Source organism: Sphingobium sp. L-44, from assembly GCF_056859495.1.
This window is the reverse complement of the sequence record NZ_JBSXOQ010000096.1, coordinates 208316-226529: the sequence shown is the minus strand read 5'-3', so window position 1 is coordinate 226529 and position 18214 is coordinate 208316. Positions and strand designations below refer to the sequence as shown.

The 18214-nt window shown below is 65.2% G+C and carries 17 protein-coding genes; 5 read left to right on the top strand and 12 right to left on the bottom strand.

What is annotated here, in order from left to right; translation table 11 throughout:
• Nucleotides 1–108: 108 nt before the first annotated feature.
• Nucleotides 109–2982 carry a TonB-dependent receptor gene (locus tag AC13EK_RS14975; RefSeq protein ID WP_069338710.1) on the bottom strand — a complete coding sequence of 958 codons (2874 nt, stop codon included), beginning with the start codon at nt 2980–2982 and terminating at the stop codon, nt 109–111.
• A gap of 367 nt (nt 2983–3349) precedes the next feature.
• Here AC13EK_RS14975 and AC13EK_RS14970 point away from each other — a divergent pair, with 367 nt between their 5' ends.
• Together AC13EK_RS14970 and AC13EK_RS14965 are read left to right on the top strand one after the other, a co-directional pair.
• Nucleotides 3350–4753, top strand: coding sequence for a pectate lyase family protein (locus AC13EK_RS14970; protein WP_069338711.1), 1404 nt, complete (start codon nt 3350–3352; stop codon nt 4751–4753).
• A complete protein-coding gene (locus tag AC13EK_RS14965) occupies nt 4750–5136 on the top strand; it encodes a cupin domain-containing protein (RefSeq protein WP_069338712.1) in 387 nt (128 codons plus the stop codon). Before AC13EK_RS14970 ends, AC13EK_RS14965 begins: the two co-directional genes overlap by 4 nt.
• A 9-nt stretch (nt 5137–5145) precedes the next feature.
• On the opposite strand, the gene AC13EK_RS14960 is transcribed toward AC13EK_RS14965, so the two are convergent.
• The 11 genes from AC13EK_RS14960 to AC13EK_RS14910 form a co-directional block, all read right to left on the bottom strand.
• The gene (locus AC13EK_RS14960) at nt 5146–5322 is read right to left on the bottom strand and encodes a hypothetical protein (protein ID WP_164488846.1); all 177 of its coding nucleotides are present in this window, start codon (nt 5320–5322) and stop codon (nt 5146–5148) included.
• Between the two features lie 74 nt (nt 5323–5396).
• Nucleotides 5397–6965, bottom strand: a complete 1569-nt coding sequence (locus AC13EK_RS14955) for a carboxylesterase/lipase family protein (protein ID WP_069338713.1) — start codon at nt 6963–6965, stop codon at nt 5397–5399.
• A 90-nt stretch (nt 6966–7055) separates the two neighbouring features.
• A complete protein-coding gene (gene kduD, locus AC13EK_RS14950; RefSeq protein WP_483022260.1) occupies nt 7056–7811 on the bottom strand; it encodes a 2-dehydro-3-deoxy-D-gluconate 5-dehydrogenase KduD in 756 nt (251 codons plus the stop codon).
• 87 nt (nt 7812–7898) lie between these two features.
• Complete coding sequence (gene kduI / locus AC13EK_RS14945; RefSeq protein ID WP_097384064.1) at nt 7899–8738, bottom strand: 5-dehydro-4-deoxy-D-glucuronate isomerase; 840 nt, start codon at nt 8736–8738, stop codon at nt 7899–7901.
• A 79-nt stretch (nt 8739–8817) separates the two neighbouring features.
• The gene (locus AC13EK_RS14940; protein WP_069338785.1) at nt 8818–9456 is read right to left on the bottom strand and encodes a LutC/YkgG family protein; all 639 of its coding nucleotides are present in this window, start codon (nt 9454–9456) and stop codon (nt 8818–8820) included.
• Complete coding sequence (locus AC13EK_RS14935; RefSeq protein ID WP_069338786.1) at nt 9453–10868, bottom strand: lactate utilization protein B; 1416 nt, start codon at nt 10866–10868, stop codon at nt 9453–9455. Before AC13EK_RS14935 ends, AC13EK_RS14940 begins: the two co-directional genes overlap by 4 nt.
• Nucleotides 10865–11623: a (Fe-S)-binding protein gene (locus AC13EK_RS14930; protein WP_069338787.1), complete on the bottom strand. Its 759-nt coding sequence runs from the start codon at nt 11621–11623 to the stop codon at nt 10865–10867. Before AC13EK_RS14930 ends, AC13EK_RS14935 begins: the two co-directional genes overlap by 4 nt.
• Nucleotides 11620–12591 carry an alpha/beta hydrolase gene (locus tag AC13EK_RS14925; RefSeq protein WP_069338788.1) on the bottom strand — a complete coding sequence of 324 codons (972 nt, stop codon included), beginning with the start codon at nt 12589–12591 and terminating at the stop codon, nt 11620–11622. The genes AC13EK_RS14930 and AC13EK_RS14925 overlap by 4 nt, the downstream gene beginning before the upstream one ends.
• Nucleotides 12588–13394 carry a rhamnogalacturonan acetylesterase gene (locus AC13EK_RS14920; RefSeq protein WP_069338789.1) on the bottom strand — a complete coding sequence of 269 codons (807 nt, stop codon included), beginning with the start codon at nt 13392–13394 and terminating at the stop codon, nt 12588–12590. The genes AC13EK_RS14925 and AC13EK_RS14920 overlap by 4 nt, the downstream gene beginning before the upstream one ends.
• A 65-nt stretch (nt 13395–13459) precedes the next feature.
• Nucleotides 13460–14224: an L-rhamnose 1-dehydrogenase Lra1 gene (gene lra1, locus AC13EK_RS14915; protein ID WP_004209342.1), complete on the bottom strand. Its 765-nt coding sequence runs from the start codon at nt 14222–14224 to the stop codon at nt 13460–13462.
• Nucleotides 14225–14241: 17 nt separating this feature from the next.
• Nucleotides 14242–15069, bottom strand: a complete 828-nt coding sequence (locus tag AC13EK_RS14910; RefSeq protein WP_004209343.1) for an IclR family transcriptional regulator — start codon at nt 15067–15069, stop codon at nt 14242–14244.
• 134 nt (nt 15070–15203) lie between these two features.
• On the opposite strand from AC13EK_RS14910, the gene rhmD reads away from it, so the two are divergent.
• The 3 genes from rhmD to AC13EK_RS14895 are packed head-to-tail and all read left to right on the top strand — an operon-like array spanning nt 15204 to nt 18055.
• Nucleotides 15204–16424 carry an L-rhamnonate dehydratase gene (rhmD, locus tag AC13EK_RS14905; protein WP_017500963.1) on the top strand — a complete coding sequence of 407 codons (1221 nt, stop codon included), beginning with the start codon at nt 15204–15206 and terminating at the stop codon, nt 16422–16424.
• Between the two features lie 27 nt (nt 16425–16451).
• The gene (locus AC13EK_RS14900; RefSeq protein WP_069338790.1) at nt 16452–17309 is read left to right on the top strand and encodes a 2,4-didehydro-3-deoxy-L-rhamnonate hydrolase; all 858 of its coding nucleotides are present in this window, start codon (nt 16452–16454) and stop codon (nt 17307–17309) included.
• Nucleotides 17306–18055 carry an SDR family NAD(P)-dependent oxidoreductase gene (locus AC13EK_RS14895; RefSeq protein ID WP_069338791.1) on the top strand — a complete coding sequence of 250 codons (750 nt, stop codon included), beginning with the start codon at nt 17306–17308 and terminating at the stop codon, nt 18053–18055. The genes AC13EK_RS14900 and AC13EK_RS14895 overlap by 4 nt, the downstream gene beginning before the upstream one ends.
• Nucleotides 18056–18214: the final 159 nt, after the last annotated feature.

The window sequence follows — 18214 nt, the reverse complement described above, 5'->3', positions numbered from 1 at the left end:
CTGTCGTCTGCCCGGCACTATCCCTGCCCCACTGCGGGCCCAAAAAAAGGGCCAGCCACCTCGTGCAGAAGGCGGCTGGCCCGTGATGGCGCGACCCGAAAGAACAGGCTACATTTTCACGCGCGCGCCGAACTGGAAGGTGCGGCCGAAATGGTTGTACTCATAGTTGCGATTGGCATCGAGGTCGGTGTAGCGGCCGCGATATTCATCGGTCAGGTTGATGCCGTCGAGAGTGAATTCCAGCCAGTCGGTCGCCTTGTAACGGACCGAGGCATCGACATTGACGGTCGAATTATAGCCTTCGAAGACGTTGCCGGTGCCGCTGTTCTGGTCGCTATAAGGCCCGCGATAGCTGGCCGAGACGCGCGCGCTGAAGCGGTTGTCGTCATAATAGAGGGTGCCGTTATAGGCCCGCTTCGACACGCCGAACAACGTATTCTCCCGCGCGACATTGACCAGGCCGCCACCCGGCACGACCGCCGGCCCCGACACATTATAGGTGGCGTTGGAGTCGATGAAGGTCGCGTTGGCCAGGATGCCGAAATGCTTGAAGATGCCCGGCAGGAAGGTGAAGGGCAGCTGCAGCGCGATTTCCGCCCCCTTGAGCGAGGCGCCGGTGCCGTTCACCGTGGTCGCGATGGTCCAGATCGGTTCCGCCTGCAGCGCCGGATTGAGCGCGGCGGGCGAGGAACTGACCAGCACCGAAGCCGGCAGGCCGGTTTCCGCGAAGGTCGCGTTGGAAATGGTCGCGGCGACCGGGAAGCTCTGCACATCCTTCTTGAACAGGGCGACCGAGAAGAGCGACTGGGGCGCGAAATACCATTCGACAGCCAGGTCATAGGCGGTCGCGCGATAGGGGTTGAGATAGGGGTTACCGTAGCTGACGCGATACTGGAAGCCGTCGGCCGAACCGCCCGGCGTCAGGCTGCCCAAGGTCGGGCGGGTCATCACATCGGCCACCGCCGCGCGAATGACCAGCTTGTCGGTCGGGAAGAGGGCCAGGTTGGCGGCCGGCAGCCAATCCTCATAGCTGCGCTTGATCGTGACCGGGATGCCGCCATTGAGGCCGGTCGAGCGCTGGTCGGTCTTGGCATAGCGCATGCCCGCGTTCAGCGCATATTCGAGGCCGAACAGGTCGCCCTTGGCATCGAACTGGAAATAGCCGCCGGTCACTTCCTCGCGCACCGACCGGTTGTTGCCGACGTCCAGCGCCAGCGCGCGGTCATAGAGTTTGGTATAGGCGGTCGCCGCGTCCAGATTGGGGATCAGCCACTGGGTGGTAGTGCCTGACGGCTGGCCCGCCTTGCCCAGGGTGAAGAGTTCGCTCAATTCCGGCGTGGCCTGGAAACCATAGACGGCGCTCGGGCCGAACAGGCTGGTCGGCGAGCAGGTGATGGTGCCCAGCACCAGATCCTTGCCGCCATTGCCGCAGACGGCGGTATCGCGCTGATAGCCGACGGTCTTGAAGTCGAACCGGCGCCACATCGAACCGACCTTCACGGTCAGGCCCTCGGCCGCGTCCCATTCGGTGCGCAACTGCGCAGTCTTGAACCGGTTGGTGGTGTTGGACGGACGGTCGCGGATTTCGGCGAGCTGGAAATTGGCCGGATCGATCACGCTGGTGCCGAAGGTCAGCTTGGGATGCTTCATGTCGCTATAGTCATAGCTATAGCCCTGGGCATCGCGATCATCGAAGACCACCGTGGTTTCGACCGGAATGTCGGCGTTGGACTTGGACAGGCCGCCCAGCAGGGTGAAGCGGAACTTGTCCGTCACATCCTGGTCCCAGGTGCCGCCGACCTGATAGAATTCGGTGCTCGACTTGCGCAGATAATGTTCGGTGCGGACCCAGGCGTCGTTGAGCGTGGCCGAGATCATGTTGCCATTATCGTCATAGACCGGATTGACGACATTGATCGACCGCTCGTTGGAGCGCAGCAGCACCTCGCCCCATTTCTCTTCGCGGGTTTCCTTGAAGCGCGAATAGAGGCCATCGATCGAGATCTTGGTCGCGTCGGTCGGGGCGAACTGTACCGATCCGGTCAGGCCGAGCCGCTCGCGATCATGACGCACCTCGCCATAGCGCGGAATGCGGGGATGGAAGGACAGCGCGGCATCGTTACAGGCTGCGCTCGGAATATAGGAACCGCCCGAATTGGGCTGGGTGAAGCAGGCGGTGCCATTGACATTGTCGAAGCGGGCCTGGGCCCAGCGCACGCTGTTATTGCCCAGTTCCTTGGTATCGAGCGTCGAATAGGCCGCCGACAGGGCAACGCCGAAACGGCCGTCGGCCGATTTCCAGGACGCTATGCCGGCCAGGCGCGGCCCCCAATTCTTGGCCAGGTCATTATAGGAGGCAGTCGCCGAACCGACGAGGGTCAACCCTTCCTTGCCACCAAGCGGGTTGCCGGTGTTGAGATCGACCACGGCGCCGAGCGAGCCTTCGTCCAGCGAGGCCTCGGCGGTCTTGTGTACGACCAGCGAGCTGAACAGTTCGGACGCGAAGACGTTAAAATCGAAGGAGCGATCGCGGTTCGAGCTGGCACCATCGGTCGAGGTGGCGACCGTTTCCAGCCCGTTGACGCGCACGCGGGTGAACTGCGCTCCCAGGCCGCGCACGGTGATCGCGCGCCCTTCGCCGCCGTCACGCTGGATCGAGATGCCGGGGATGCGCTGCAGGGATTCGGCGAGATTCTGGTCGGGGAACTTGGCTATATCCTCCGCCACGATCGCATCGACCGAACTGACCGACTGACGCTTGAGGTTGATCGCCGCGCCCAGCGACTGGCGGAAACCGGTGACGATGATGTCGGATTCCTGGGCTGCGGCATCCGCCTGCCCCTGATCCGGCGCAACCGCGGCATCGCCCTGCACGGACTGAGCCTGTGCCTGAGCGGCGGAAACGCAGGCGATGGCGCATGCCAGGGTCGAGGCTGCGGACAGCCATTTCCGGGCGGACGAAGCCTGTACGAACGCAATCATAGAAACATCCCTCCATATTTCCGCCACGCCTCTTTGGGGGTGCGGCCCGATGTTGTCCCCTTGAAGACACCGGTGTCAGAAACTTGTGACCCGACTGCGGATCAATGTCAATGATCATTGCGGCAATTATGTCTGAAGCTGCCAGGCCAGCGCTCGCGGCGATTTTCCGCACCCTCCTGTAGGAAAAGCGTCCATATCGAGCCATTTTGCACCGCAATATGGGCCACATGACGTAGAATGACGGAGCGCAGCCCGCGCCTTCGCCTCGCTGCCACAATGATTGCAAACAGATTCGACACCGGTGTCAAATTGCTTGCATCATCGCCGTCACGGTGCAAGTCTGGCCAGGAGAGGAGCTTTCGGAAGCATGAAAATAACCGCCAGACTGATCGCCCTGCCGCTTGCCGGCCTTGCCCTGATCCCCCTGCCCGCAACCCTATCCGCCGCCCCGACCAGGACCAGCGCATCCAGCGCAACGACCGCGTTTCCGGGCGCCGTCGGCTGGGCATCGACCACGCCCGGCGGCCGAGGGGGCCGCGTCATCCGCGTGACCACGCTGGCGGCCGATGGCCCCGGCAGCCTGAAGGCGGCACTGGAGGCGAAGGGCCCGCGCATCGTCGTGTTCGAGGTGGGCGGCGTCATCGACATGGCGCGCCAGACCATCACCATCCGCGAACCCTATCTGACCATTGCCGGCCAGACCGCCCCCTCCCCCGGCATCACCCTGATCCGGTCGGGCATCGACATCGCCACCCATGACGTCATCATGCGCCACATCCGCGTGCGCACCGGGGTGGACGACCAGCCGCTGCTGAGCGGATGGGAGGCGGATGCCATGTCGGTGGTCGGCGGCCATGACATCATCGTCGACCATTGCAGCTTCACCTGGGCGATCGACGAGAATATGTCGGCGTCCGGCCCGCGCTTCAACGGCAAGACGCCCGACGAATGGCGCACCAACACGGCGCACAACATCACCTTTTCCTATAATCTGGCGGCCGAGGGCCTGGCCAATGCCAGCCATCCCAAGGGCGAGCATAGCAAGGGGACGTTGATCCACGACAACGCGACCAACATCCTGATTTATCGCAACGTCTACGCCCATAATGTCGAGCGCAACCCGCTGCTGAAGGGCGGCGTCCATGCCGCCGTGGTCAATAATATCATCTATGATCCGGGCGAGCGCGGCGTGCATTACAACCTGATGGCGCTGGAATGGGGCGAACATCCCTATCAGAATGGCAAGCTGGCGGCGGTCGGCAATGTCATGCGCGGCGGCGTATCGACGGCGACCGGCCTGCCCTTCCTGACCTTGGGCGGCGATGGCGACCTGGAATATTATGGCAAGGACAATCTGGCCGTCGACAAGTTCGGCAAGCCATTGCCGATGTTCGGCCGCTATGGCGAAACCAAGGCCAAGCTGATCGAGACGCAGACGCCGCCGACCTGGTGGCAGGGGCTGGACGTTCTGCCGGTCCGCGATGTCGAGACCCATGTGCTGTGGCGTGCGGGCGCCCGCCCCTGGGACCGGGATGCCGATGATCTGCGTGTACTGTTCTTCGTGGCGGAAGGGCGCGGCGAGATCATCGACAATGAGAAGCAGGTGGGCGGCTATCCCAAGTTCGCGCAGACCCGCGCGCCCTTTGTCGAGGGCGACTGGAACCTCGGCACGATGGAGCCGAAATCGGGGCGCTATCCCGGCCAGAAGGACGAAACGACCGAGCATCTGTCGGACCGCGACAAGATGATGCGACAGGAGCCAAAGCCATGAGCCTGGTGCTGTTGCTGGTGGCCGCCGCCGCGCCGCCGATGGTGGTCGTCGACGAGCGCGAGGTGATGCGGAACGAGCCGCCGCCCCATGGCGAGATCGGCATGTCGACCGCCTATCGCATCAGCGACGCCGTGCCGCAGCCGCGCAGCATGGAATTCCGCAAGCGCGTGCTGCATGTCGGCGCGGCGATCGGCGTCCATCCAATCGCCCATGACGAGGTCTATTATGTCCTGTCGGGCGAAGGGGTGGTGACGTCCGACGGCGTGGAAAAGCCGCTGACGCCGGGCATGGCTGCCTATCTCTACAAGGATGCCAAGGTCGGCATCCGGCAGGTCGGCAAGGAACCGCTAGCGCTGATCATCAGCTATCCGGTCGCCCACTGACCCGACATGTTACCAGGCGCGCGGCACATTGCCGATGCGCTTGGCGACATCCGCCTCGATCGCGTTGAGTTCGGCCTGACTGAGCACGCCCGACAGCATCAGCCGGCGCATCAGTTCATCGACCAGGGCAGCGAGAAAATGCAGCTCGCCGCGTTCCGAGACATAATCCACATCCTGCGTATCCATGCGGTTCCTCCAACTGCATGGGCGGACTCAACGCGCCCGCCCCCTTTTGGTTGCGGCCCGGCAACGAACAGCGTTCAGCTACCCGGCTGGATATAGGGGACGCGGGCGAAGAGTTCCCGCTCCCAGCCGCGCGGATCGCTTTCCACATGGCTGTCGACATCGACGATCATCGTCTGGCGCCGGTCCAGCCGATATTGCGGCCAGGGCGCCATTCCGCTGCCATTGGGATCACCGCGCCGGGCGAAGGCCAGGAAGCGCTGCATCAGCGCGCGCGAGGCGGCCTGGGCACCTGTGCCCGTGCCGGTGAAGCTGCCCTGCGCCTCCAGCGTGCCGAAGGCGAGCGCGATGTCCATAGTGTGCGGCGCGCCGCGTTCGGGCTGGGTCGGCGAGGCAAAGTCGACCTGATAGACCCAGGTCGGCGCATCGGCGCGGGCGCGTGCCTCCGCCTCCAGCACCTGCCCCGGCCAGCTGCGCCCGGCCGTGGTCGCGGCGTAGAAGATGCGCTCCGCCGACCAGTCGGGATAGCGCGCGCGATATTGGGCGACGATCCATTCGGGTGACAGGTCCATGCGCAGTTCCGGGGCGATCCGGGCGGCGAGGTTGGACCAATCCAGCCCCTGGAGCTTGGGGCCATGAGGATCGATGAAGGCACGGGTCTCGTCATGGGTGTTGCCCAGCATCATCGGGATCGCCTGTGACTGGGGCGGCGCATCGGGCCAGAAGGGATGGCGCGCAAGATGCGTCATGTCGAGCACCGGGCCCATATAGAGACCGCCACCCAAGATCGGGTCTTGCGCTGCCAGCCCCTCCACCAGTTGCGCGGTCGAAAGTGACAGCAAGGATGACAGGTCATCGGCCTTCACGCCCAGTCGGGCGAGATAGGCCTGCGCCCGCTTCGTCGCGTTGAGCGGGCCGGAAGCCGTCACCTGCTGCCCGCTCATGGTGATGGCGCGATGGAACAGGCCGATAGCGGCCGGCATTGCCATCATCGTCGCGATCTTGGCGCCGCCGCCCGACTGACCGAAGACCAGGATATTGCCGGGGTCGCCGCCAAAGGCCGCGATATTGTCGCGCACCCATTGCAGCGCGAGGATAAGGTCGAGTTGGCCTGCATTGCCGCTGTCGGCGAAGCGCGGATCGAGCCGGGCGAGATAGAGATAGCCGAAGATATTGAGCCGGTGGTTGACGGTCACCACCACGACATCGCCCTGCGCCGCGAGCCGGTCGCCATAGGTCAGTGGATCCACCACAGAGCCGTTGGAATAGGCGCCGCCATGGATATAGAGCATCACCGGCCGCCTGGCGCGCGGGTCCGGACCGGGGGTCCAGATATTGAGGAACAGGCAATCCTCGCTCTCCGGCTCCTGCTTGCCCTGTTGTGGGCAGGAGGGCGCGAAGGCGCCGGCATCGGCCGTCCCGGTCCAGCTATCGGGCGCAAGCGGTGCCTGAAAGCGGCGGGACGCGGTATCCTGGCCGTAGCGCAGGCCGCGAAAGACATGGAGGCCGCCCTCGCGGATGCCGGCAACCCGGCCCTTGCGGGTCGTCACGATGCAGGCGGTGGCGGCATGGGCCGGGCGAGCGAGACTGGCGCCCAACAGGGCCGCAGCCCCCGTCAACGCGCTCCGCCGGTCGATATCGGGCATCCGTCCTCCTGTGGTGAAACGGGAGGCTGAGCCCTCCTCTTTGGTCAAGGTTGTCCTGCACCCACCCGCTGGCAGGCGCAGGACGGGATATCAGCGGGCCAGCCAGCCGCCATCGACGGCGAGGACATGGCCATGGATATAGTTGGCCGCCGGCGACGACAGGAACACGGCCGCGCCGCCAATGTCGCTCGGGTCGCCCCAGCGGCCGGCCGGGATGCGTTCCTGGATCTGGCGGTTGCGGGTCTCGTCGGCCTGCAGCGCGGCGGTGTTGTTGGTGGCGATATAGCCCGGCGCGATCGCGTTGACGTTGACGCCCCTGGCCGCCCATTCGTTCGCCAGCAGCTTGGTGAGGCCGGGGACGCCGCTCTTCGACGCGGTATAGCTCGGCACCCGGATGCCGCCCTGGAAGGACAGCAAGGAGGCGATGTTGACGATCTTGCCGCTGCCCTGTGCCAGCATGTGCCGCCCGGCCGCCTGCGCGAGGAAGAAGGTGGACTTCAAATTGGTGTCGATCACCGCGTCCCAGTCTTCCTCGGTGAAGTCGACGCTGTCGGCGCGGCGGATGATGCCGGCATTGTTGATGAAGATGTCGAGGCCGCCCAGTTTCGCGATCGTCTCGTCGACGACGCGCTGCACCGGTTCGATGCTGGAAAGATCGGCCGAGACGATCTCCGCCTCGCGGCCGAGCGCCCGGACCTTCTCGACGGTTTCCTCCGCCGGGGTGCGGCCGACCGCCGCAATGTCGGCGCCGGCCGCCGCGAGCGACAGCGCGATCGCCTGGCCGATGCCGGTATTGGCGCCGGTGACGATGGCGACCTTGCCGCCAAGATCGAAGATAGTGCTCATATAAGCTCCAAATCCCCCTCCCTTCAGGGAGGGGTTAGGGGAGGGCATGTGAGGGGAGAGGGCGTGACAGCCTCTCCCCCTTCTGGCTTAGGCCAGCTGGCAGATGTCCAGCACGTTCATGTCGGTATAGTCCTGGTTCTCGCCCGCCATCGCCCAGATGAAGGCATAGGCCTTGGTGCCCGAGCCCATATGGATCGACCAGGGCGGCGAGATCACGGCTTCCTCATTGGCCATGACGATGTGACGCATCGCGTCGCCCTCACCCATATAGTGGAAGACGCGGTCGGCATCGCCATCCAGCTCGAAATAGAAATAAATCTCGCTGCGGCGCTCATGGATGTGCGGCGGCATGGTGTTCCACACCGAACCGGGCTTCAGGACCGTGAGGCCCATGACCAGCTGCGCGCTGTCGCAGATGCCGGGGATGACGAGCTGGAAGATGGTGCGTTCGTTGGACTCTTCCAGCGAACCACGTTCCAGCGCATTGGCGTCGGCGATGCCAAGCTTGCGGGTGGTGAACGCCTTGTGGGCCGGGCAGGAGGCGAGATAGAAACGCGCGCCGGCGCCGGCGAACTCCACGTCCTTGGCGCCCATGGTGACATAGAGGCAATCCTTGTTGCCGAGCGTGAAGACTTCGCCATCGACGGTCACACTGCCTTCCACGCCCGAGACATTGACGATCGCCAGTTCGCGCCGCTCCAGGAACGGATGGCCCGCCGCCGAGGCCGGCTCGGTCTGCGCCGGCAGCTTCACCGGTGCGTCAGCCACCGCCACGCCGCCGATCACGAAGCGTTCGGCATGGGTGTAGTTCAGCACGCATTCGCCGTCACGGAACAGCCCGCCGATCAGATAGCGATCCCGCAGCTCCTCGTTCGACACGCACTCCATCATGTCGGGGTGGGTCGCATAATAGGTCTTGTCGAACATCGGGAATCTCCATCTAAACTTTGGCCAAGCTTATAACGGCGCAGGCGGCGAATGTAAGCCTGTTTTCCCGGAATGTGGACTATTGTTCCGACATATGAGGGAAATCGCCGCGCAGCAGGATGACATGCAGGAAGCGGGGACCATGGGCGCCGCGCACATAGGTGCCCTCGATATCGGTCGTGCCCGACACGCCGGTGATCCAGTAATGGGCGCGCGGTTGCGGCCCGGCCAGTGGCGCTTCCTCCAGCCAGGGGGCGATGTCGGCCACGCGCAGCAGCACCAAATGATGCAGCGTCAGGAAATTGGGCAGCATCGGCGCCTGCGGGCTGGTCTCGAATATCAGCGACCCGGTCTCGGCAATGCCCTTGCGCGCAATCGCCAGCGTCGCTGCCTCATCGGGTGCGGCATCCTGATGCAGGGCAAAGCCGCTCCAGTCGCAGCCCGACAGGCGCGGGTCGGGCGGCAGACACAGCGCGCGCGCCTCGCCCTGCGCATCCAGATAGCGCGCGACGGCGGCGGGCAGGTCCGATATCGTTTCGATAACGTCATGACTGGCGCTGACGCTGGGCAGGGCCAGCCGCGCCACAAACTCCGCCTCGACCTGGGCGCCATCGACCGCCGGCCGCTCCGGCGTGCCGAGCAGCGCCGCAGCCTCCGCCGCTATGTCAATGTCGCTGTCATCTTTCAGCCGACCAAGGATGGCCTCGCGCGCATTCATCGGCCGTTTTCCTTGCGATATTGGTCCATGAAGGTCTGGGCCGCGGGCTTGGGCATGTCGCGATAGCGGGTCCAGCCGCCCGCCAGCGGCAGCGTGCGGACCCAGCCCTTGCTGCCCAGCAACCGCATCGCCCGCACCGCCATGCTGGTGCCGATCCGATAGAGGCGCGGCCGGGTCGCGACCCAGGCCCATAGGCCCAGCCCCGCGCGCAAGGATTGCGGCTCCAGCCCCTCGCGCCAGCTCTTCTCGCGCCAGCCGCGCAGCAGCGTCGGCAGCGGAATGCGCACCGGGCACACTTCCTGGCACTTGCCGTTCATGGTGCAGGCATTGGGCAGATCGCGGCTCTGCTTCAGCCCGTCCAGCACCGGGGTCAGCACCGCGCCCATCGGCCCCGGATAGGTGCCGCCATAGGCATGGCCGCCAATCTGGCGGAACACGACGCAATGGTTCATGCAGGCGCCACAGCGGATGCAGCGGAGCATCTCGGCCAGCCCCTCCTCGCGCATCCAGGTGCGGCCATTGTCGACCAGCACGATATGCATCTCTTCCGGCCCGTCCCGGTCGCCGGGGCGCTTGGGGCCGGTGTAGAAGGTCGTATATTGGGTCAGCGCCGCGCCGGTCGCCGATCGCGCCAGCATCCGCAGCATATGCACGGCATGCGGCATGCTCGGCACGATCTTCTCGATCCCGGCGGTCACGATATGGACGCGCGGCGGGACGAGCGACAGCTCGGCATTGCCCTCATTGGTGACGGTGCAGATCGCGCCGGTGTCGGCGATCAGGAAATTGGCGCCGGAAATGCCGACATCCGCGCCCAGCATCTGGGTGCGCAGCTCGCGCCGCGCGCTTTCCGCCATGGCGGCGATCGTCTCTTCCTCATGCGGGGTGCGATGCTTCGCCTTGAACAGGGCGGACACCTGTTCGCGGGTCTTGTGCATTGCCGGCCAGATGATGTGCGAGGGCCGCTCGTCGGCCAGCTGGATGATATGTTCGGCAAGGTCGGTCTCGACCCGGCCGATGCCCGCTTCGGCCAGCGCATGGGGCAGGCCGATCTCCTCGCCCAGCATCGACTTGGACCGGGCGACGCTCTTGGCCTTGGCCGTCTTGCACAGGGCGATGACGATGTCGCAGGCCTCGTCGGCGGTGCGCGCCCAATGGACCTTCGCCCCGGCCGCGGTCGCGTTCGCCTCGAACTGCTCCAGATAATGGCCCAGATGGGCGACGACATGGTCCTTGATCGCCGCCGCGCGGGTGCGCGCTGCCTGGAAATCGGGAAAGGCGTCGACCGCGACCGCGCGCTTGGCCTCGGCCGTGCCTGCCGTTCGTTCGACCGCGACCTTCAGGATGCGGTCGGCCAGCGCCGCGTCGGCGCGGTCCTTGAAACTGGTCGCTTCGGCCGGTGCGCCGCTCATGCCTCTTCCCCGATCGCCGGGCCATCGCCCATGCCGGCGATCAGCTCGATCGCGTGGAAGGCGCGCACCTTGCTGCCCTGCCGGTTGAGCTTGCCCGCCATGTTCATCAGGCAGCCCAGGTCGCCGGCCAGCAGCAGGTCGGCGCCGGTCGCCTCGATCGCGTCCGCCTTCTCGCCGACGATCGCGTTGGAAATGGCCGGATATTTGACGCAGAAAGTGCCGCCAAAGCCGCAACAGGTCTCCTCGCCCGCCAGCGGCGTCAGCTCCAGCCCGGCGATGGGTTTCAGCAACCGGCGCGGCTGCGCCTTGACGCCCAGCTCGCGCAGCCCCGAGCAGCTGTCATGATAGGTCGCCTTGGCCGTGACCTCCACGCCCTCGGGTTTCCACCCGCATATCTCGTCCAGATAGGCCATGATCTCCCATGTTTTGCCCGCCACCGCCTGCGCGCGCGGCAGCCATGCGGGATCATGCTCGAACAGCTCGGGATAATGGCAACGGATCGTGCCGCCGCACGACCCCGACGGCACCACCACCGCCTCATAGGGTTCCAGCGCGACGATCGTCTGCTTGGCCAGCGCGATCGCATGTTCGGTATCGCCGCTGTTGAGCGCCGGCTGACCGCAACAGGTCTGGCCCTCGGGCACGACCACGTCGCAACCAGCCGCCTCCAGCGCGCGGATCGCGGCAAAGCCGATGCGCGGGCGCATCATGTCGACCAGGCAGGTGACGAACAGGGCAACCTTATGCTGGGTCACACGCCATGCCTCTTGGCAAAGGCCAGGAACAGGTCGGGCCAGGGCGCGGCCGACTGGGCCTGCGCCGTAATGCCGAAACCATGGCCGCCATTTTCGAACAAATGGCATTCGGTCGGAATCTTCTGCGCCCGCAGCGCCGCCAGCATGGCGATGCTGTTGTCGACCGGCACTGCCGGATCGTCGATCGCATGGGCCAGGAACACCGGCGGCGTCTGCGCGCTCACATCCTGGTCCAGCGAATAGGCGCGTATCCGCTCGGGCGACGGATTCTCGCCCAGCAATTGCGTGCGCGATCCCTTGTGGACGAAAGGCCCCTCCATCTGGATCACCGGATACATATAGGCGGCGACGGCGGCCTTGATCGGCTCGCGATCGGCGGCATCGACCGGCTTGTAACTTTCCACCGGCGTCCGGCTGGTCAGCCAGGCGGCCAGGTGCCCGCCGGCGGAAAAGCCGATCACGCCCACCCGATTGGCGTCGAACTTCTCCTTGCCCGCCAGGCTGCGCACCAGCCGCAGCGCGCGCTGCGCATCCTGCAGCGGCGCTTCGGCCCCGGCGGCCCAGCCATCGGCCGGCAGGCGATAGAGCAGCACGAAGCAGACATAGCCCGCCTCGGCAAAGCGGCGCGCGATCGAATAGCCCTCATGGCCGATCGCCACCCGGCTGTATCCGCCGCCGGGGATCAGCATGATCGCCGCGCCATTGGGCTTTGCCGGCCGCAACAGGGTCAGGGTCGGGGTGACGATATGGGCGAACACGCCATCGTCCGGCCCGCTGTCGGGCCGGCGCAGCGTCTCCACTTCCTTCACCGTCACATGCTCGCTGCCCGGCGCCTTGCCCGGCCAGATCGGAAAGCGGACAAACCCCTGGGGCAGCGGAAAGCTCTGCGCCAGCGCGTCGCCCATCGGCGCAAGGGCGGCAGCAACGGCAGCACCGGTCAACAGGCCGCGACGGTCAAGCATGGTCATTGGCATTCGGTCCTTCCCAGCGGCGTGGTCCGATTGAGCGCCGGCCGGCTCGTCAGCACTTTGGCCGAAATCGGCAGGTTCAGCGCCTTGAGGCCGCCGGCGACCAGATCGGCGACATTGCGCGCGCCCAGTTCGCTGAAATGGGTATCGTCGTCGATCCCCTTGGGGAAGCCGGGCATCTTGTCCTCCGCCTTGTAGTGGAGGAAATAGGCTTTCGCCTTGTCCGGCCCGGCCCGGTCGACCCAGGCACGCGACAGCGCTTCCAGGTCGATGATCGGCACATGGGCGCTCGCCGCCAGTTCGCGCATCACGGCGGAATATTCGGCGAAGTCGGCCTTGGCCTTGCCATCGGCGCCAAAGCTGCGCCGCGTCACCGGCGTCACCAGCACCGGCGTGCCGCCCGCGCCGCGCACGTCCCAGATGAAGCGCAGCAGATTGTTGCGATAGTCGGTCTGCGCCGGCGCCCAGCGCTGCGGCTTGGCGCGATAGGCGTCATTATGGCCGAACTGGATCAGCACCGTGTCGCCGGGCATCAACTCGCTCATCAATTTCGTCCAGCGCCCTTCCTCGATGAAGGTACGGGTCGATCGGCCGCCCATCGCATGGTTGGACACCCGCACCTCGGGCGACAGGCCGCAACCCAGCATCATGCCCCAGCCGGTCTGGGGATAATTGCCCTTCTTGTAATTGGCCGCGGTCGAATCGCTGGCGATCAGGATCGTGTCGCCCGGCTGCGTCGCCAGCGCCGGCAGGGGCGTGGCCAGCAGGGCGAGGGCGGCGGCGGCTTTGGTGGCGATCCTCATCGGCGATGTCCTGATTCCTCAATACCGTCATCCCCGCTTTCGCGGGAATGACGGCGCTCAATATCTTATTGCAGGTTCACATACATGCCGCCGTCGACCAGCAGTGCCGCGCCGGTGACATAGGCGGCCATGTCCGACGCCAGGAAGACGATCGGCCCGGCCAGGTCTTCGGGCGCGCCGAGGCGGCCGAGCGGCGTGCGCTTTTCCATATATTCGCGCTTCTCGACATCGGCCAGGTCATCCTTGTTGATCTCGGTCAGGATGGTGCCGGGCAGCACGCTGTTGCAGCGGATGCCATATTTGCCGAGCGCAATCGCCGTCGACTGCATCAGCGAATGCACGCCGGCCTTGGTCGGGGTGTAGTGCGTCTGAAATTCGCCGCCGACCAGCGCCGAGATGGAGGAGACCGCGACGATCGACCCGCCATGGCCCTGCTTCACCATCTGCTGCGCGGCCGCCTGCACCATGAAATAGGCGCCGTGCAGATTGACCTTGAAGGTGCGCTCCACCACGTCGACCGGCATGTCGAGGAAGCCGTGGAACGGGCAGATGCCGGCATTGCTGACCATCACGTCGACCTTGCCGAACGCCTCGACCGCCTTGGCGACGAAGTCCTGCGCGGTCTGCGGATCGGCGACATCGCCCTTCACCGCGATCGCGCGCTGGCCCAGCGCCTCGATCTCGGCGACACAGCTGGCGGCCGGGCCGTCGCTATGGGCATAGTTGATGACGACGTCGGCGCCATGCTGGGCGGCGCCGATGGCGGCCGCCCGGCCGATGCCGGTCGATGCGCCGGTGACGAGGACGGTCTTGCCTTCAAGCAGCTTCATGGGAGCATTTCCTTGGATTAGCGCCGCACCGGGCGGCGGGGGGATTTGACGCCGGGGGTCCAGCCCAGGTCGGCGCTGACCTTCTGCGCGGCGGCGCGGACCTCGTCGCTCAGCGATGCCATGCGCTCATCGTCCATATATTGGGCGGCGCTCGACAGGCTGATGGCGGCGACGATCGCGCCCGACGCATCGCGGATCGGCGCGGCAACGCAGCGTATCTGGTCCTCATTCTCTTCCAGGTCGAACGCGCGGCCGGCCGCAACATAGCCGCGCATCCGCTCCAGCCATGTGGCCGGGTCGGCATCATGGGTGCCGTTCTCCCGCTCGCTTTCCAGCAGCCGGGTCCAGCCCGCCTCGGGATCGTCCAGCATCAGCGCCTTGCCAAGGCCCGTCGACGTCAGCGGATGGCGATCGCCGATGCGGCTTGAAATCTCGACCCGGCGGCGGCCGGGAATCTTGTCCAGATAGAGCGCCTGGTCGCCGTCCAGCCGGCCCAGATGCACCACATCCTCGCTCGCGGCGGCCAGCGCTTCCAGATGGGGGCGGGCAATCTGCACCACGTCGGCCTGACTCTGCGCCAGGAAGCCGAGCTGCAGCAGCTTGGGGCCAAGCTGATAGCCCTCGCGCGGCAGGAAGGTCAGGAAACCGCGCTCGACCAGCGCATTGGCCAGGCGATGGGTGGTGGAGCGCGTCAGGCCCATGCGCTCGGACAGGTCGGCGAGCTTCACCGGCCCGTCGATCACCTGGTCGAGCAGGTCCAGCCCGCGCTGAAGGGTCTGCGACCCCTGCGTCTTCGACTTTTCCTCTCGCGGACCCGATTCCGGGTTTGACGTATTTTGTCTCATCTACTAACACTCTATCCCACAAAATGAGAAAAACAAGGGTGTAGGAGAGGCCGGACGCGATTCTTCCCCTCAATTGCCCCACGTTGTGCGCATTTTGTCCATATGGTGGAAGTGTTATTGCCCATCCCCTTGCGATGGGTCTGGCCCAAGGGAGTTTCAGCGTGCCCATCGTGACGTTGCCGAAGATCAAGCATGTCCGCGCCTTCACCGTGCGCGGCGGCGGTGCCGATTATCATGACCAGGGCGAAGGCCACTGGATCGACGATCACATCGCGACGCCGATGTCGAAATATCCCGAATATCGCCAGTCGCGGCAGAGCTTCGGCATCAATGTGCTCGGCACCTTGGTGGTGGAGATCGAGGCGGAAGACGGCACCGTCGGTTTCGCCGTGACGACGGGTGGCGAGCCCGCCGCCTATATCGTCGAAAAGCATCTCGCCCGCTTCCTCGAAGGCCGGTCGCCGACCGACTATGAGAAGATCTGGGACCAGATGTATTTCTCGACCCAATATTATGGCCGCAAGGGCCTGGTCATCAACGCCATCTCCGGCGTCGACCTCGCGCTCTGGGATCTGCTTGGCAAGCTGCGCCAGGAACCGGTCTATCATCTGCTCGGCGGCGCCGTGCGCGACGAACTGCAATTCTACGCCACCGGCGCGCGCCCGGACAAGGCGAAGGAATTCGGCTTCATCGGCGGCAAGATGGCGCTGCACCACGGCCCGGCCGAGGGTATCGAGGGCCTCAAGAAGAATATCGCCGAACTGGCCGACATGCGCTCGAAGGTCGGCGATGATTTCTGGCTGATGTGGGACTGCTGGATGGCGCTCGACGTCGACTATGCCACCCGCCTTGCCATCGCCGCGCATGAGCTGGGTCTCAAGTGGATCGAGGAAGCGATCAGCCCGGATGATTATTGGGGCTACCAGCAGCTCAAGCGCAACGTGCCCAAGGGCATGCTGGTCACCACCGGCGAGCATGAAGCGACCCGCTGGGGCTTCCGCATGCTGATGGAAATGGACTGCTGCGATATCATCCAGCCCGATGTCGGCTGGTGCGGCGGCGTGACCGAATTGCTCAAGATCAGCGCGCTGGCCGACGCCCATGGCAAGATGGTCGTGCCGCATGGCTCGTCGGTCTACAGCTATCATTTCGTCATCACCCGCCACAACTCGCCCTTCGCCGAGTTCCTGATGATGCATCCGGGGCCGACGGAAGTGGTGCCGATGTTCCACCCGCAATTGCTGGGCGAACCGGTGCCGGAAAATGGTCGCATGAAGGTGACCGCGCTCGACAAGCCGGGCTTCGGCGTCGACCTCAACCCCGACATCGCGATGCACCGCCCCTATACCCACTGATCGCCTGAACAGAGAAAGACTGATCCCATGAAATTTGTTCGTTTCGGCCAGCGTGGCCAGGAAAAGCCCGGCGTGATCGATGCCGAAGGCAAGATTCGCGACCTGTCCGGCGTCGTCGCCGACCTGACGATCGAGAGCCTTGCCGCCGCCAGGGGCGTCGACATCGCATCGCTCCCCGTCGTCGATGGCGACCCGCGCTATGGCGTGCCGGTCAAGGGCATTGGCAAGATCGTCGCCATCGGCCTCAACTATGAGGACCATGCGATCGAATCCAACCTGCCGATCCCGACCGAGCCGATGATGTTCATGAAGGCGCTGTCGTCGCTCAATGGTCCCAATGACGAAGTGATGCTGCCCAAGGGCGCGACCCATGGCGACTGGGAAGTCGAACTGGGCGTCGTCATCGGCGAAACCTGCCGCTTCGTGTCGGAGGAAGACGCGCTGTCGAAGGTCGCGGGCTATGTCCTCGTCAACGACGTGTCGGAACGCTTCAACCAGAAGCAGCGCGGCACCCAGTGGAGCAAGGGCAAGGGCCATGACACCTTCTGCCCGGTCGGCCCCTGGCTGGTGACCGCCGACGAAATCGGCAACCCGCAGGATCTCGACATGTATCTCGACGTCAATGGCGATCGGATGCAGACCGGCAACACCAGGACGATGATCTTCAACGTCGCCCAGCTCATCTCCTATGTCAGCGAATATATCACCCTCTACCCGGGTGACCTGATGATCACCGGCACCCCTCCGGGCGTGGGCGAGGGCAAGAAGCCCGAAGCCGTCTATTTGAAGGCCGGCGACGTCATGGAGCTGGGCATCGCCAAGCTCGGCAGCCAGAAGCAGAATGTCGTGGAATGGCGCCACCTTGGCGACGAGGTGCTCGGATGAGCGTCTTTTCCGGACGCTATGCAGGTCGCTGCGCTATCGTCACCGGTGGCGCCTCCGGCCTGGGCAAGCTGGTTGCCAAGCGCATCGTCGAAGAAGGCGGCAAGGTGGTCCTGTGGGATCTGAATGCCGACGCCCTCGCCGCTGCAAAGGATGAAGTCGGCGCGACCGATGTGGTGGCGCTCGACGTCTCCGATCAGGCCGCCGTCGCCGCCGCCGCCAAGGCCAGCGCGGATGCGCTGGGCAAGATCGACGTCCTCGTCTGCTCGGCCGGCATCACCGGCGCGACCGCCACGGTGTGGGACTATCCGGTCGACAGCTGGCAGCGGGTGATCGACATCAACTTGAACGGCCTCTTCTACTGCAACCGTGAAGTCGTGCCCTTCATGCTCGAAAACGGCTATGGCCGGATCGTCAACCTTGCCTCGGTCGCAGGCAAGGAAGGCAATCCCAACGCCAGCGCCTATTCGGCCAGCAAGGCGGGCGTCATCGGCTTTACCAAGAGCCTGGGCAAGGAACTGGCGGGCAAGGGCGTGATCGCCAATGCCCTGACCCCGGCGACCTTCGAAAGCCCGATCCTGGAACAGCTGCCGCAGAGCCAGGTCGACTATATGCGCTCGAAGATCCCGATGGGCCGGCTTGGCCTGGTCGAGGAATCGGCCGCCATGGTCTGCTTCATGGCCAGCGAGGAATGCAGCTTCACCACGGCGTCGACCTTCGACACCTCGGGCGGCCGCACCACCTTCTGACCCAAGCCTATCCGCGGCGCGACCGGCCATTCAAGAGCCCGGCGCGCCGCGATTTACGCCAGTCTCCCCCGTTCGCCCTGAGCCTGTCGAAGGGCAGGCTGAGCGAAGTCGAAGCCTTCGCCACGCTCGGCCCAAACGGAAAAGAGGCTGCTGAACTGT

What these genes read in the sequence shown, in the direction of transcription:
- kduI (WP_097384064.1), bottom strand. Translation starts at nt 8,738, where the DNA reads ATGTTCGACAAGACCTATTATGCGACCCACCCCGACATGATGGAGTGC.
- AC13EK_RS14920 (WP_069338789.1), bottom strand. Translation starts at nt 13,394, where the DNA reads ATGAGGATCGCCACCAAAGCCGCCGCCGCCCTCGCCCTGCTGGCCACG.
- AC13EK_RS14955 (WP_069338713.1), bottom strand. Translation starts at nt 6,965, where the DNA reads ATGCCCGATATCGACCGGCGGAGCGCGTTGACGGGGGCTGCGGCCCTG.
- AC13EK_RS14970 (WP_069338711.1), top strand. Translation starts at nt 3,350, where the DNA reads ATGAAAATAACCGCCAGACTGATCGCCCTGCCGCTTGCCGGCCTTGCC.
- lra1 (WP_004209342.1), bottom strand. Translation starts at nt 14,224, where the DNA reads ATGAAGCTGCTTGAAGGCAAGACCGTCCTCGTCACCGGCGCATCGACC.
- AC13EK_RS14895 (WP_069338791.1), top strand. Translation starts at nt 17,306, where the DNA reads ATGAGCGTCTTTTCCGGACGCTATGCAGGTCGCTGCGCTATCGTCACC.
- AC13EK_RS14935 (WP_069338786.1), bottom strand. Translation starts at nt 10,868, where the DNA reads ATGAGCGGCGCACCGGCCGAAGCGACCAGTTTCAAGGACCGCGCCGAC.
- AC13EK_RS14965 (WP_069338712.1), top strand. Translation starts at nt 4,750, where the DNA reads ATGAGCCTGGTGCTGTTGCTGGTGGCCGCCGCCGCGCCGCCGATGGTG.
- AC13EK_RS14925 (WP_069338788.1), bottom strand. Translation starts at nt 12,591, where the DNA reads ATGACCATGCTTGACCGTCGCGGCCTGTTGACCGGTGCTGCCGTTGCT.
- kduD (WP_483022260.1), bottom strand. Translation starts at nt 7,811, where the DNA reads ATGAGCACTATCTTCGATCTTGGCGGCAAGGTCGCCATCGTCACCGGC.
- AC13EK_RS14960 (WP_164488846.1), bottom strand. Translation starts at nt 5,322, where the DNA reads ATGGATACGCAGGATGTGGATTATGTCTCGGAACGCGGCGAGCTGCAT.
- rhmD (WP_017500963.1), top strand. Translation starts at nt 15,204, where the DNA reads ATGGGTCTGGCCCAAGGGAGTTTCAGCGTGCCCATCGTGACGTTGCCG.
- AC13EK_RS14940 (WP_069338785.1), bottom strand. Translation starts at nt 9,456, where the DNA reads ATGAATGCGCGCGAGGCCATCCTTGGTCGGCTGAAAGATGACAGCGAC.
- AC13EK_RS14975 (WP_069338710.1), bottom strand. Translation starts at nt 2,982, where the DNA reads ATGATTGCGTTCGTACAGGCTTCGTCCGCCCGGAAATGGCTGTCCGCA.
- AC13EK_RS14900 (WP_069338790.1), top strand. Translation starts at nt 16,452, where the DNA reads ATGAAATTTGTTCGTTTCGGCCAGCGTGGCCAGGAAAAGCCCGGCGTG.
- AC13EK_RS14910 (WP_004209343.1), bottom strand. Translation starts at nt 15,069, where the DNA reads ATGAGACAAAATACGTCAAACCCGGAATCGGGTCCGCGAGAGGAAAAG.